12 protein-coding genes are annotated in these 13,366 nt (G+C 67.9%); 1 reads left to right on the forward strand and 11 read right to left on the reverse strand.

Translation table 11 applies throughout. The annotated features are described in order from the left end of the window. Positions 1-87: 87 nt before the first annotated feature. From BLV92_RS09925 to BLV92_RS09965, 9 genes are all read right to left on the reverse strand, one after another. Complete coding sequence (locus BLV92_RS09925; protein WP_090544518.1) at positions 88-957, reverse strand: ABC transporter permease subunit; 870 nt, start codon at positions 955-957, stop codon at positions 88-90. Then, positions 954-1,751 (reverse strand): taurine ABC transporter ATP-binding protein, encoded by a 798-nt coding sequence (locus tag BLV92_RS09930; RefSeq protein WP_090544520.1) that lies wholly within the window; start codon positions 1,749-1,751, stop codon positions 954-956. The genes BLV92_RS09925 and BLV92_RS09930 overlap by 4 nt, the downstream gene beginning before the upstream one ends. A 25-nt stretch (positions 1,752-1,776) precedes the next feature. Continuing rightward, on the reverse strand, positions 1,777-2,829 hold the full coding sequence (gene tauA / locus BLV92_RS09935) for a taurine ABC transporter substrate-binding protein (protein ID WP_090544522.1): 1,053 nt from the start codon (positions 2,827-2,829) through the stop codon (positions 1,777-1,779). 244 nt (positions 2,830-3,073) lie between these two features. After that, positions 3,074-5,119, reverse strand: coding sequence for a family 2A encapsulin nanocompartment cargo protein cysteine desulfurase (locus BLV92_RS09940; RefSeq protein ID WP_090544524.1), 2,046 nt, complete (start codon positions 5,117-5,119; stop codon positions 3,074-3,076). Continuing rightward, the gene (locus BLV92_RS09945) at positions 5,094-6,026 is read right to left on the reverse strand and encodes a family 2A encapsulin nanocompartment shell protein (protein WP_090544526.1); all 933 of its coding nucleotides are present in this window, start codon (positions 6,024-6,026) and stop codon (positions 5,094-5,096) included. The genes BLV92_RS09940 and BLV92_RS09945 overlap by 26 nt, the downstream gene beginning before the upstream one ends. Before the next feature lie 178 nt (positions 6,027-6,204). Further along, on the reverse strand, positions 6,205-6,489 hold the full coding sequence (locus BLV92_RS09950; RefSeq protein WP_090544528.1) for a helix-turn-helix domain-containing protein: 285 nt from the start codon (positions 6,487-6,489) through the stop codon (positions 6,205-6,207). Then, a complete protein-coding gene (epsC, locus tag BLV92_RS09955) occupies positions 6,486-7,463 on the reverse strand; it encodes a serine O-acetyltransferase EpsC (protein WP_090544530.1) in 978 nt (325 codons plus the stop codon). Before epsC ends, BLV92_RS09950 begins: the two co-directional genes overlap by 4 nt. A gap of 78 nt (positions 7,464-7,541) precedes the next feature. Further along, complete coding sequence (locus tag BLV92_RS09960; RefSeq protein WP_090544532.1) at positions 7,542-8,009, reverse strand: rhodanese-like domain-containing protein; 468 nt, start codon at positions 8,007-8,009, stop codon at positions 7,542-7,544. A 164-nt stretch (positions 8,010-8,173) separates the two neighbouring features. Continuing rightward, positions 8,174-9,169, reverse strand: a complete 996-nt coding sequence (locus tag BLV92_RS09965; RefSeq protein ID WP_090544534.1) for an ABC transporter substrate-binding protein — start codon at positions 9,167-9,169, stop codon at positions 8,174-8,176. A 265-nt stretch (positions 9,170-9,434) separates the two neighbouring features. Between BLV92_RS09965 and BLV92_RS09970 the strand changes: the two genes are divergently transcribed. Further along, the gene (locus tag BLV92_RS09970) at positions 9,435-10,031 is read left to right on the forward strand and encodes a nitroreductase family protein (RefSeq protein WP_090544536.1); all 597 of its coding nucleotides are present in this window, start codon (positions 9,435-9,437) and stop codon (positions 10,029-10,031) included. Between the two features lie 64 nt (positions 10,032-10,095). Here the strand turns inward: BLV92_RS09970 and BLV92_RS09975 are convergent, their stop codons facing one another. Together BLV92_RS09975 and BLV92_RS09980 are read right to left on the reverse strand one after the other, a co-directional pair. Continuing rightward, entirely contained in the window at positions 10,096-11,472 is a 1,377-nt protein-coding gene (locus BLV92_RS09975; protein ID WP_090544538.1) for an LLM class flavin-dependent oxidoreductase, read from the reverse strand. A 234-nt stretch (positions 11,473-11,706) separates the two neighbouring features. Next, entirely contained in the window at positions 11,707-13,197 is a 1,491-nt protein-coding gene (locus BLV92_RS09980) for an MFS transporter (RefSeq protein ID WP_090546968.1), read from the reverse strand. Between the last annotated feature and the right edge of the window lie 169 nt (positions 13,198-13,366).

Genomic DNA, 13,366 nt, shown 5'->3' on the forward strand with positions numbered 1-13,366 from the left:
TATGAACATCAAATTGCCTGAACGTATGAGTGACCTACGGGCAAAGTCCTACAGATTCGTTGAAGTTGTCATCGATCGTCGCCCTGCTCACATCTTTCCTTTCCACGGCACCACCCTGCGCTCGACCGCCCGCATCCCGAGATCGAACAGCCACGCGATCAACCCGATCAGCACGATCCCCATCACGACGACATCCGTGCGCAGAAAACTCGACGCGTTCAGCACCATCTGACCGAGGCCCGCGGTCGCGGCGACCATCTCGGCGGCCACGAGCGTCGTCCAGCCGAAGCCGATCGCGATACGCAAGCCGGTCAGGATTTCGGGCAGCGCGGCCGGCAGCACGACGAACCGCACGATCTGCCAGAACCCGCCGCCGAGCGAGCTTGCCGCGCGCAGTTGCTCCTCGGTCGCGCTGCGCGCGCCGGCCCGCGCGGCCATCGCGATCGGCGCGAAGCACGCGAGGTAGATCACGACGATCTTCGCGGTCTCGTCGATGCCGAACCAGATCACCACGAGCGGCAGATACGCAAGCGGCGGCAGCGGCCGATAGAACTCCAGCGGCGGATCGAGCAGCCCGCGCGCGATCCGGCTGACGCCCATCAGGATGCCGACCGGCACCGCGGTCAGCGCCGCGAGCGCGAACGCGCCGAACACGCGCAGCGCGCTCCATCCCAGGTGCTCGGACAACGGCAGGCCGCCCTGGATGCGCCCGTGCCACGCATCGACGAATGCGGCCCAGACGGCCTCCGGCGTCGGCAGAAACAACGGCGGCAGCCAGTGCAGATGCGTCGCGAGCCACCACAGCAGCGCCAGCCCGGCAACCGACGCCAAACTCAACGCAGCGGTCGGCCCTTCTCCTGGCATGCGCCACACGCGCGCGCGGCGCGGGCCGGCATCGACAGCGCGGGTCTCAACTGCGTCGGCGGGTTTAACCAGCGACTCTCTCGGCACGCTCACGTCAGCACCTCGTGCACGGCATCGTCGTGCAGGATGCGGATCAAACGCTCGCGCCATTCGATGAATTCCGGCGACGACTTCACCGCGCGCGCATCGCGCGTCTCCAGATAACGTCGCGAGAACGGCAGCGCATAGGTCTGCGCGATCCGTCCGGGCCGCGGCGTCATCACGACAAGCCGGGTCGCGAGAAACAGCGCCTCCTCGACGCCGTGCGTGATGAAGAACACCGTCTTGCGCGTGCGTCCCCATACGTCGAGCACGACTTCCTGCACCGCCTCGCGCGTCATCGCATCGAGCGCGCCCATCGGCTCGTCCATCAGCAGCATCCGCGGATCGCTCGCAAGCGCGCGCGCAATGCCGACACGCTGCTGCATGCCGCCCGACAGTTCGTACACGCGGGCCTGCGCGTGCGCATCGAGGCCGACCAGCGACAGCATCTGTAGCGCAACACGCTCGCGCTCCGCCTTCGGCACCCGCTGAAACCGCAGCCCGAGCGCGACGTTGTCGATAACGTTCAGCCACGGCATCAGCGCGTGCTTCTGGAACACGACGCCGCGATCCGCGCCCGGCCCCGTAACCACTTGCCCATCGATGCGCACGTCGCCGTCGGCCGGCTGGATAAAACCGGCGATGCAATTCAACAGCGTCGTTTTTCCACACCCGGATGCACCGAGCGCGACGACGAACTCGCCGCTTTCAACGGACAGGTTGACGTCGGCGAGCGCGACGGTCGGCGAGCGGCCACGCCCGCCTTCATAAACGACGCTCAGCCCGCGAATCTCCAGCGCGCTCATCGACGCATGCTCCGTGCGACGTCGCTCACTGCGCGGCCGCGCGCTGCACGTATTGCGGATCGACGCCGACCGAATAGTCGGACAGCACGTTCTGGATCGTCCCCTGCGTCTTCAGGAACGTGGCGGTCGCCGCAAGCGAACGCGCGGCGCCGGACTGCGCGCCGCCGCCGAGCCACGTGCCCGATGCCTGCTCGGCGAGCGTCGGGAACGCATAAAGCGCGAGGCTCGCGGGTACGTCCTGCGGATTCGCGCCGGACTCCTTCGCGACCGCCGCGGCCTTCGGCGACGCCGCGTTCCAGTCCGCGCGATGCGCGGCATAGTCGGCGTCCGTCGCCGCGAGCACCTTCACGAAACGGGTCAGGAATTCCGCGTTGTCCTTCGCGAAGCGGCGATCGACGACAAAACCGTCGAACGTCGCCTTGCCGCTTTCGCGCGCAACCTGGCCGGACGTGATCAGCACCTTGCCGTTCTTCTTCACCTGCGCGAGCACCGGGTCCCAGATGTACGTCGCGTCGATGTTGCCGCGCGCCCAAGCGGCCGCGACCTCGGGCGGACGCAGGTTCACGATCTTCACGTCGGCCGGGTTCACGCCGGCGTCCTGCAACGCGACGAGCGTATGGAAATGCGATGTCGACACGTAAGGCACGCCGATCGTCTTGCCCTTCAGCCCCGCGAGGCTCGTGACGCCGGAGCCGTCGCGCACGACGAGCGCCTCCGCGTCGTTGATGTTGTCGAGAATCCAGAACAGCGAGATGTCGACGCCCTGCGACAAGCCCGCCGCAATCGGGCTCGACCCGGCCTCGCCGAGCTGCACCGAGCCCGACGCGAGCGCGCGGATCACGTCCGCCCCGCTCGCGAGCTTGCGATACGTGACCTTGTAGCCGGTCGCTTTCTCGACCTCGCCGCTCGCCTGCGCGAAGCGCCACGGCACGACCATGTCCTGATACGCGATCACGACCTCGTGCGTGTCGGCCCGCGCGGGTCCGGCGACGAACGCGGCGGACAGCGCAGCGCATGCCGCGAGCGCGGCAGCCACGGGACGCAGACGACGTGCAAAGGAACGAGAGAAGCGATTCATCAACGGACTCCGGCAAGTAGGTCGAAACGGGAAGGCTCCGACTATAGGAGGTCTTGCCGGCCGCGGTTCTAACTTATCCGCGATAGCTAATCATGCCGCCTGGGCATTGCTATTTCCGCTGCGCCGGATCGCGGCGCAACGGTGACGGTGGAATCGTCGCGATAATTCGCGCGCAAAAAAAGAGCCGGCGCAAGGCCGGCTCCCGATGCTCAACGATCCGCAGCGATCGCCGGACGCGTGTTCGTCAGGCCCTTCGCGCCGCGAGCCTGCGCACCGTGTCGACCATCGCATCGACTTCTTCGCACGTGTTGTAGAACGCGAGCGAAGGCCGCACCGTCGCTTCGAGGCCGAAGCGGCGCAGGATCGGCTGCGCGCAGTGATGCCCGGAGCGCACCGCGATGCCGTCCTCGTTCAGCGCGCGCCCGACTTCCTCCGTCTCGTAGCCGCGCAGCACGAACGACAGCACGCTCGCCTTGTCCTTCGCGGTGCCGACCAGACGCACGCCCGGCACCGGCGCGAGCACGCTCGTCGCATACGCGAGCAGATCGTGCTCGTAGCGGGCGATGTTCTCGATGCCGATCCGGTTCACGTAGTCGAGCGCCGCGCCGAGCCCCACCGCGTCCGCGATGTTGCCGGTGCCCGCCTCGAAACGCGCGGGCGCGGGCTGGAACACCGTGCGCTCGAACGTGACGTCCGCGATCATGTTGCCGCCGCCCTGCCACGGCGGCATCGCATCGAGGATCTCGCGTTTGCCGTACACGACGCCGATCCCGGTCGGCCCGAAAATCTTGTGGCCGGAGAACACGAAGAAATCCGCGTCGAGCGCCTGTACGTCGACGCGCATGTGCGACACCGACTGCGCGCCGTCCACGAGCGCCTTCGCACCCGCGCGATGCGCGAGATCGACGATCTCCGCGACCGGCACGACGGTGCCGAGCGCATTCGACACCTGCGTGACCGACACGATCTTCGTGCGCGCGTTCAGCAGCTTCCGATATTCGTCGAGCAGCACCTGGCCCGAGTCGTCCACCGGAATCACGCGCAGCGTCGCGCCCTTCGCGGCCGCGAGCTGCTGCCACGGCACGATGTTCGCGTGATGCTCCAGATGCGACACGACGATCTCGTCGCCCGCGCCGATGTTCTGCTCGCCCCACGACTTCGCGATCAGGTTGATCGCCTCGGTCGTGCCGCGCACGAACACGATCTCGTCCGCCGACGATGCGCCGACGAAACGCCGCACGGTCTCGCGCGCATGCTCGTAGGCATCCGTCGCGCGGCCCGCGAGCGTGTGCGCGGCGCGGTGGATGTTCGAGTTCTCGTGCTCGTAGAAATACGCGAGCCGGTCGATCACCGCCTGCGGCTTCTGCGTGGTCGCCGCGTTGTCGAACCAGATCAACGGCTTGCCGTTCACGCGCTCGCTGAGGATCGGGAAGTCGCGCCGCACCGCATGCACGTCGAACGGCGGATGCGCGGATGCGAACGGCGTCGCGCGCTGCGCATCGCGCGGATGCGCGGCGGCGCGGGCGTCGTCGAACGCGTACAGCGAGCCGGTGCGCGACGGCGTGCGGGCCGCATCATCCGGCGTGAAGCGATGCAGCGGCAGCAGCTCGCGCAGATCGTTTTGCGCGGGCAGGCCGAACGCGCGCGGATCGGCCGCGTTGCCGTGCAGCGAATGAGGCACCGCGATGTCGAGCGGCGCATCGACCGCGCTGCGCGCCGCGTCGTCGAGGAAATAGAACGGCGACCCCGTTGCGGGCGCCACGTGCGGACGCGCGAGCCCGCCTGCTTCCGGCACGCCGAGCGCGACGCCGCCCGCGCGCGGCTCGAACGCCGGCGCGATTGACACCACGCTGTCCGGCAAGCCGTTCTGCGCGGCCGCATGCGGTGCGAGCGCGGGAATGCGGTTGCTGAGCGACAGCACGTGCGTCGGCGCGCCCGGCAGCAGATTCGCGCCCGGCACGCGCCCTTGCGGCAACGACAGCCCCGGCACGCCGGTGCCCGCGCCACCCGGCCCCGCGAGCGGCGAGCCCGGCGGCACCGGATTGCCGATCGACGACAGGATCGGCGCGGCGGCCGGCAGCGCGGACGGCACGCCACCCACCGCGCCGCTGCCCGCCGATACGTCCGGCACAGCGGCCCCGCCCGGCAACGCACTGAAGAACTCGGTGGCGAGCCGCGCGAGCATCGACGGGTCCGGCAAGCCGCCCGGCAGAGCCGGCGCGGGCAGGTCCGGCAGCGCGCCGCCCGCGGCCGGATTACCCGGATTACCGATAGGTGTCTGCATAGTCATGGTACTTGCCGATCTCCACGTCATCGAGCACCGCGAGCGCGTCCGGCGAATGAACCGCGAGCGAGCAGTACAGCGAGATCAGATACGACGCGATCGCCTGGTTGTTGATGCCCATGAACCGCACCGACAGCCCCGGCCCCTGTTCGCCGGCGACGCCCGGCTGATACAGGCCGACCACGCCCTGGCGCTTGTCGCCGACGCGCAGCAGCAGGATCTTGGTCTTGCCGTCCGCGACCGGCACCTTGTCCGACGGAATCAGCGGCAGGCCGCGCCACGTGAGGAACTGCGAGCCGAACAGGCTGACCGTCGGCGGCGGCACGCCGCGCCGCGTGCATTCGCGGCCGAACGCGGCGATCGCGAGCGGATGCGTGAGGAAAAACGCCGGCTCCTTCCACACCCTCGTCAGCAGTTCGTCGAGATCGTCCGGCGTCGGCGCGCCGGTCAGCGGAAAGATGCGCTGATCTTCCTCGACGTTCGCGAGCAGGCCGTAGTCCGGGTTGTTGATCAGCTGGCTTTCCTGAAGCTCCTTGATCGTCTCGATCGTCAGGCGCAACTGCTCCTTGATCTGGTCGTGCGGGCTGCTGTACAGGTCCGAGATCCGCGTATGCACGTCGAGCACCGTGCTGACCGCGTTCAGGAAGTATTCGCGCGGCTGTTCTTCATACGGAACGAACGTGGTCGGCAGCGTGCCTTCGTCCTCGCGCGCGGTGCAGGCGGCGCGCACCGCTTCCGGGTCCTTCACGCGATTCAGCCGGTAGATGCCCGCCTCGACCGGCACCCATTGCAGCAGATGCGTGAGCCAGCGCGGCGTGATCGTGGAAAGCTGCGGGACGGTCTTGGTGGCATTGGCTAGTTGCCGGGCGGCGTTATCGCCGAGAGCGGTCTGGCCGCTCGCAGTCGTCGACATGGATGACTCCAGTTCTTTAGAAGAAAAACGGAAATGCTTATGACGAAAGCGATTATCGGGAGCGGAAATCGGCGGCTCAACATGCTATAGCCAGCAACCCGCGTCCCAGCGAACGAAGTCGATCAAACGGATGCGATATGCCGTGCCCGCGACGCGCAGGCACGGCGCAAAAGAATCGTCAGGAATGAACCGGCGAGCGCGGACACGACACGCCCGTCACCGGCGGCACTGCCGCTGCGTCCCGCGCGCCGGCCACATTCAGCAGCAGATCGGCGATCGATACGCCGAATGCGCGCGCAAGCTTTTCGACGGTGACGATCGAAGCGATCACGGTGCCGCGCTCGATCTCGCCGACATACGAGCGGTTCAGTCCCGCATGTTCGGCAAGCTGCTCCTGCGACCAGCCGCGCGCCTCGCGCAGCCGCCGCACGATCACGCCGAAATCGCGAACGAGCGCGTTCATCGCAGTGCGCCGGCCGCGGGTTCGACGGCCGGTTGATCCGCGGTGGCGAAGGTAGCGGCAACGGCCGGCGCCGGCCGCGTGTCGTGACGCGAGATCGCCTGGGTGACGTGCGCGCCCGGCGGCACGCTGTCGGTCAGCCATACGTTGCCGCCGATCACCGCGCCGCGCCCGAGCGTCACGCGGCCGAGGATCGTCGCGCCCGCGTAGATCACGACGTCGTCCTCGACGATCGGATGGCGCGCGAGCCCCTTCTCCAGATGGCCGGCCGCATCGCGCGGAAAACGTTTTGCACCGAGCGTCACCGCCTGGTACACGCGCACGCGTTCGCCGATCACCGACGTCTCGCCGATCACGACGCCAGTGCCATGGTCGATGAAAAACCCCGCGCCGATCTGCGCGCCCGGATGGATGTCGATGCCGGTCGCCGCATGCGCGAGTTCCGCGACGATCCGCGCGAGCAGCGGCAGGCCGAGCCGATACAGTTCGTGCGCGAGGCGATGGTGGATCATCGCGAGCACGCCCGGATAACACAGCAGCACCTCGTCGACGCTGCCCGCCGCCGGGTCGCCGTGGAACGCGGCGAGCACGTCGCTGTCGAGCAGCGAGCGGATCGCCGGCAGCCGCTGCGCGAACGCGTGCACGGCGGCGCTTGCGCGCGCATCGATGTCGGCGTCGTCGGGCCGGCCATGCCGCGCCTTGTATTGCAGTTCGAGCCGCGCCTGCGCGAGCAGCGCATGCAGCGCGGCATCGAGCGCGTGGCCGACGTAGAAGTTTTCGCTTTCCTGACGCAGATCCGGCGGCCCGAGCCGCATCGGAAACAGCACGCCCTTCAGCGTATCGACGATGTCCGCGAGCGCCTCGCGCGCCGGCAGCTCGCGCCCGCCCGGTTCGAGCGAACGGCGCTGCTCCTCGCGCCACTGCTGGCGCACGGTCTGCAGTGCGCCGACGATTTCTGCGACATTGAATACGGTCACGTTACGCACTCCCCGGTATGCGAATACCCTTGAATCACATCAAGCTGTCGGGTGCGCGTCCCGCGACGCGACCCGCTTCTAGTCCTGCACCCACGGCAAACCGTGGAACCGCCAGCCGTTGCGCAGCCCGCGATGGCCGGCGTCGTCGAGGTCGCCCTCGAAACCCTCCTGCACGTTGAACACGTTCGTGAACCCCGCCTTCGCGGCGGCCTCGGCGGCCAGCGCCGAGCGGTTGCCGCTACGGCACAGCAGCACGACCACCGCATCCTTGCCGGTCTTCGCCTCCAGCTCGCGCACGAAGCGCGGATTGCGCGTGAGGCTCGTGCCGGTCGCCCATGCGACGTGCAGCGTGTCCGGCACGTGGCCGACGAACTTGCGCTCCTCGGCCGTGCGCACGTCGACCAGCACCGCGTCGCCGGCCGCGCGCAGCGCCCACGCCTGCTGCGGCGTGACGCTGCCCGCATACGGCAGCCCCGCTGCCTGCGCCGCGGCGCGCGCCGCTTCGAGATCCGCGTGCAGCGGCTTGTCCTGTACTTCCACCGTCATAAAGGCCTCCAGGGTCAGCGATCGCAGCGCGTGTCGTTGTCGTCGCGCTGCTGTCTATAGCCATCAGGAGGTCACTATGAAAGAGCCGCACGCGAACTCAAACCAATAAAAAATGCTATCTAAATGAGCCGCTTTTTCGGCGTCGCAGCGTCGTGCGCCATCGCTCACGCGGCCGCGATGTGCGTGTCGGAGATCGCGCGCACGTCGATGCGGCGCGGCAGGATCGCTTCGCGAAACGCGGTGTCGGCGACCTGCTGGAGCGCCGCGATGTCCGCGTCGGTCACGAAACGCTGCTTGAGGGCCGAACGCGCGGTGATCTGCTTCGCCGCTTCGGGCGGCGTGCGCGTCAGCGTCGCGTAGACCTGTGCATAGGCATCGGGATTCGCGAGCGCCCAGTCGCCCGCGCGCTGGAACCGCACGAGCACGTCGGCGATCGCCGCGCGCTTGCGGGTGTCCGCGACGGCCGCGCCCGACGCGGTGATGAATCCGAGCCCGCTATTGATGCCGGTGCCGTCGCGCAGCACGCGGCCGCCGCGCTGCGCGGCGATGCCGTAATACGGATCGAACGTTGCCCATACCTCGATCGAGCCGGATGCGAACGCGGCGAACGCATCGACCGGCAGGATGAAGCGGACCGACACGTCGTCCTTCGACAACCCCGCTTCGGCCAGCGCGCCATACAGCTGATACTGCGAGATGCTGCCGCGTGCGGACGACACGAACACGGTGCGCCCCTTCAGGTCCGCGACGCGGCGGATCGACGAATCGGACCGCACGAGGATGCCGAGTTGCGTCGGCACGCCGGCGCGCGTCGCGACGATCTTCATGTCCGGATCGCCGGCCGCCGCCGCGAGCACCGGCAGGTCGCCGGCCGGCGCGAGATCGACTGCGCCCGCCCGCTGCGCTTCGAACAGCGGCGCCGCGCCCTGGAAGTTCGCCCAGCGGAATCCATACGGCGCGCCGTCGAGCACCTTCGCGGCTTCGACGAGCGCGCGCAGGCCGCCGGCCTGATCGCCCAGCACGAGCATCGCGCCGGACAGATCCGCTGCATAGGCACGCTGCGAATGAAGCGCGGCGGCCGCCGCCGCGAGCGGCGCGGCAGCGGCGAAGCCAAGCACGCGACGCCGCGTGGTGAAGAACGTTCGAACCGGATCGGTCATGCGCAATCTCCTGCAATGTCGCTGCAAGCGTAGCGGCGAAGCGCATCGCGCGGAATGATTCGATTCAGCTATCGTTATGGTGATTCGTTCTTTATCGTCCGCGTGTTATGGACGACGTTTGCGCCGTAGCGCTCATAAGCATGGGAGAACAAATCCGTTACTCGCGCAACGTGCCGGGCGTTATGCTTGATCCGCCGCGCGAGGCGCGTTTACCGCCGCGTTTTCCGCCGCGCTTTCACGTCCACGTTCATTCACGGGGTTCACGATGACCACTTCGAACGGCCGCCTTGCCGATCATCCGATCGACCGTCAATTCCTCGACCGCTGGTCGCCTCGCGCGTTCACCGCCGACGCGCTGCCCGAAGCGACATTGCTCACGTTTTTCGAAGCGGCGCGCTGGGCGCCTTCGTCGTACAACTCGCAGCCGTGGCGCTTCGTTTATGCGCGTCGCGACACCGAACACTGGGAACGCTTTCTCGGTTTTCTGAACGAGTTCAATCGCGGTTGGGCGACGCATGCGGCGGCCATCGTGATCGTGCTGTCGAAGACGACATTCGTGCCGCCGGGCGGCGCGAGCGAAGTGCCGGCGGCGAGCCATTCGTTCGATACGGGCGCGGCGTGGGGTTATTTCGCGTTGCAGGCAAGCCTCGCAGGATGGAAGGCGCACGGCCTCGCGGGCATCGAACGCGACCGTATCCGCAGCGAACTCGCGATTCCCGATACGTATGCGATCGAAGCGGGCATCGCGCTCGGCCGGCCCGGCGATCCGGAGCAGTTGCCCGAAGGACTGCGTGCGCGCGAAGTGCCGAGTCCGCGTAATGCGGTCGGCACGTTCGTGGCCGAAGGTGCGTTTACGTTCTAGAACGGTTCATCGCAGCGTTACGACGCCCTGCGTAGATCAACGGGCGGCGTAACGCGCACTGCCGTCACGCGATTGCTTCCGCGCGCTGCCGGAACGACGCGCCCGCGTGCCGCAAGGGCAGCGTGTCGCCCTCGCCGAACAGCTTCTGACGCAGCGAGCCCGGCGCATAAGCCGTCTTGTACAGCCCGCGATTCTGCAGTTCCGGCACGACCAGATCGACGAAATCCTCGTAGCTCTCCGGCACCACGGTGCGGCTCAGGTTGAAGCCATCGACGCCCGCCTCGTCCACCCACGCCTGCAACTCGTCCGCAACGTGCGCGGCGGTGCCGACGATCGCCGGATAACGTCCGCCGAGTTCGAACATTTCCAGCAGCCTGCGGCGCGTCCAGCCGTGCTGCTTCGCGGTGCGCGTCGCCGATTCGATCGCGTTGCCCGGCGCGTAATCGACCGGCGCGTCGAGGTCGTACTGCGCGTAGTCGATGCCGGTGCTCGCGGCGAAATGCGCGAGGCCGGCCTCGCGGCTCGCGTAGTGCAGATAATCCGCGTATTTCTCGCGCGCTTGTGCTTCGGTCGCGCCCGGCACCACCGCCGCGCCGACGAACACCTTCACGTCGTCCGGACGCCGGCCCGCGCGCACCAGTTCCTCGCGCAGCGTGCGTACCGTTTCGCGGCCGACCTGGCGGTTCGGCGGCGAGATGAACACGCACTCCGCGTGACGCGCGGCGAACCGCTGCCCGCGTCCCGAACTGCCCGCCTGGAACAGCACCGGCGTGCGCTGCGGCGACGGCTCCGCGAGGTGATAACCGTCCACGTTGTAATAGCGGCCCGCGTGCTGCACGCGATGCACCTTCGCCGGGTCCGCGAACACGCGCGCGGCCTTGTCGCGGCGCACGGCGTCCGGCTCCCAGCTGCCCTCCCACAGCTTGTACAGCACGTCGAGATATTCGTCCGCGCGATCGTAGCGTTCGTCGTGCGGCAACTGTTCGGTGAGACCCATCGCGCGCGCGGCGCTGTCGAGGTAGCCGGTCACGATGTTCCAGCCGATGCGCCCCTGCGTCAGATGATCGAGCGTCGAGAAACGCCGCGCGAGCAGATACGGCTGCTCGTAGGTGAGATTCACCGTGACGCCGAAACCGAGGTGTTCGGTGACCGCGGCCATCGCGGACACCAGCAGCGTCGGGTCGTTGACCGGCAACTGGATCGACTCGCGCAGCGTCACGTCGACGTTGTGCTGGTACACGTCGTACACGCCGACGATGTCCGCGAGAAAGAGCCCGTCGAACAGCCCGCGTTCGAGCGTGCGCGCGAGGTTGGTCCAGTACGGCAGCAGCCGGTAGTCGGTCGAGCGGTCGCGCGGATGCGTCCACAGCCCATGATTGATGTGGCCCACGCAGTTCATGTTGAACGCGTTGAGCAGGATCGGTTTGTTCGTGTTCGCCATCGTGAGGCCTCGTGCTGCGGCGGCCTCGCATCGCTGTCACGAACGGGCCGGCCCGATACGCCCGCCGCGTCGGTACGTATCGCACGTCTTGAAACGGCGACGGCCGATACGGCGGACAGGTCAATCGCTCATTGAACCAGCGTCGCGCGCGCGAGGCCACCAACTATCCGTAACTTGCATATGACGTTTGAGGCTATGCGCGGTGCGGTAACGCACGGCGGCGCGTGCGACGGTTCACGCGGCGGCGGCGGCCTGCGGCTCGCCATGAGACAGCGCATAGTCCTCGCCGTCGATGTCGTAACCGGACGGCTCCCAGCGGATCGCGAGCAGCACGACGAGCGACGTGAGCGGCGCGAGCGCGATCACCCAGAACACCTTCGTGCCGAGCGCGGCCGCGAGGATCGGGAACAGGAACAGCGACACCGTCGATGCGGAGCGCACGAGCGTCTGGTTGAAGCCGACGCCGATGCCGCGCAGCGACGTCGGATAGCTGAGCGACGCATACGTCATCGAATGCGAACCCGGTCCGAAACCCTGCCCGAACAGATAACCGCCGAGCAGCAGGATCGCGAGCGCGACGAACGCGCCGCTGCCCGGATGGCCGATCAACGCGAGGCCGATCAGCGACACGAACTGCAGCGTGTGGCCGAGCACCGTCATCTTCCATGCGCCGACGGTCGGCGCGGTGCGCACGCCGATCAGCCCGCCGACGAACGCGAACAGCAGGTTCAGCAGCAGCGCCGCGACGATCGTCGTCAGCGGCCCCTGTTTCAGGAAACTCGCGATGATGACCGGCAACCCGAAGATGATCGCGTTATAACCGAACGACGATGCCGCGCCGATCGTCGCCGCGAGGATCGTGCGGCGGCGGTACGTCGCGTTGAACAGCACGCCGAAGTTGCGCCACGACGCGGTGCGCGGCTTGTGCGCGGACGACGCGTCGCGCTCGACGACCGCATCGACGCCATATGAGCGTTTCAGGATCCGCGCGGCCGCTTCGAGGTCGCCCTGGTTCGCGGCCCACACCGGCGACTCGCTGATGTAGCGGCTGCGCACGAGGATGATGGCGAGCGCCGGCACCGCGCCGAACGCGAGCGTGAACCGCCACAGCCAGCCGAGGTGATGGTCGGGCAGGATCGCGTAGAGGCCGAGGATCAGCAGATAGCAGGTGCTCGTCGCCGCATACCATGCGGGGCACCACGCGGCGACGCTCGCCGCCTTGTTGCCGCGCCCGGCGACGCGCGAGAACTCCGCGAGAAACGCCATCGCGACCGGCAGGTCGAGGCCGACGCCGAAGCCCATCAGGAACCGCGCGCCGCCGAGCACCCACGCGTTCGGCGCGAGGCCGGCCGCGATCGCGGCGACGACGAAGAACAGCATGTCGGCCATGAACACGCGATAGCGGCCGATGCGGTCGGTCAGATACCCGCCGGACAGCGCGCCGAGGATCGCGCCGAAGGTGATCGCCGCGGAGACGAACCCGATCTGCACCGGCGTCAGCGCGAATTCGCGCGCGATGTCCTTCACGCCGTAGGCGAGCGACGTGAGATCGTATGCGTCGAGAAACACGCCGCCGAGCGCGATCGCGATGACGATCCGCGCGTTGCTGCCCTGCGCGGCGCCCGCGTTGACGATGCGCGATACGTCGTGCGCGGAACGGATGACGACCGGACTGGCGGATGCGGCGAGATCCGCTGCGTGCGGCGGAACGGCGATGGCGGACATGATGAACGTGCGCTCGAAGAACGGAATCGCTGCATCGTAGCCACAGCGTTTCGCGCCGCAAAACGACGTTTTTTTATATGCTTTTCCGCGCTTCCCGGGATACCGATGCAACGCGCGTCCCGCCTGGGCGGACACGCGTTCGTCCGGTTCCGTATCGCCGGATTTTTGT

The organism is Paraburkholderia caballeronis (genome assembly GCF_900104845.1).
In the GTDB taxonomy this organism is placed as follows: Bacteria; Pseudomonadota; Gammaproteobacteria; order Burkholderiales; family Burkholderiaceae; genus Paraburkholderia; species Paraburkholderia caballeronis.

Coding starts and splice junctions, on each gene's coding strand:
- tauA (WP_090544522.1), bottom strand. CDS start 2,829: ATGAATCGCTTCTCTCGTTCCTTTGCACGTCGTCTGCGTCCCGTGGCT.
- BLV92_RS09945 (WP_090544526.1), bottom strand. CDS start 6,026: ATGTCGACGACTGCGAGCGGCCAGACCGCTCTCGGCGATAACGCCGCC.
- BLV92_RS09950 (WP_090544528.1), bottom strand. CDS start 6,489: ATGAACGCGCTCGTTCGCGATTTCGGCGTGATCGTGCGGCGGCTGCGC.
- BLV92_RS09980 (WP_090546968.1), bottom strand. CDS start 13,197: ATGTCCGCCATCGCCGTTCCGCCGCACGCAGCGGATCTCGCCGCATCC.
- BLV92_RS09940 (WP_090544524.1), bottom strand. CDS start 5,119: ATGACTATGCAGACACCTATCGGTAATCCGGGTAATCCGGCCGCGGGC.
- BLV92_RS09970 (WP_090544536.1), top strand. CDS start 9,435: ATGACCACTTCGAACGGCCGCCTTGCCGATCATCCGATCGACCGTCAA.
- BLV92_RS09975 (WP_090544538.1), bottom strand. CDS start 11,472: ATGGCGAACACGAACAAACCGATCCTGCTCAACGCGTTCAACATGAAC.
- BLV92_RS09930 (WP_090544520.1), bottom strand. CDS start 1,751: ATGAGCGCGCTGGAGATTCGCGGGCTGAGCGTCGTTTATGAAGGCGGG.
- BLV92_RS09960 (WP_090544532.1), bottom strand. CDS start 8,009: ATGACGGTGGAAGTACAGGACAAGCCGCTGCACGCGGATCTCGAAGCG.
- BLV92_RS09965 (WP_090544534.1), bottom strand. CDS start 9,169: ATGACCGATCCGGTTCGAACGTTCTTCACCACGCGGCGTCGCGTGCTT.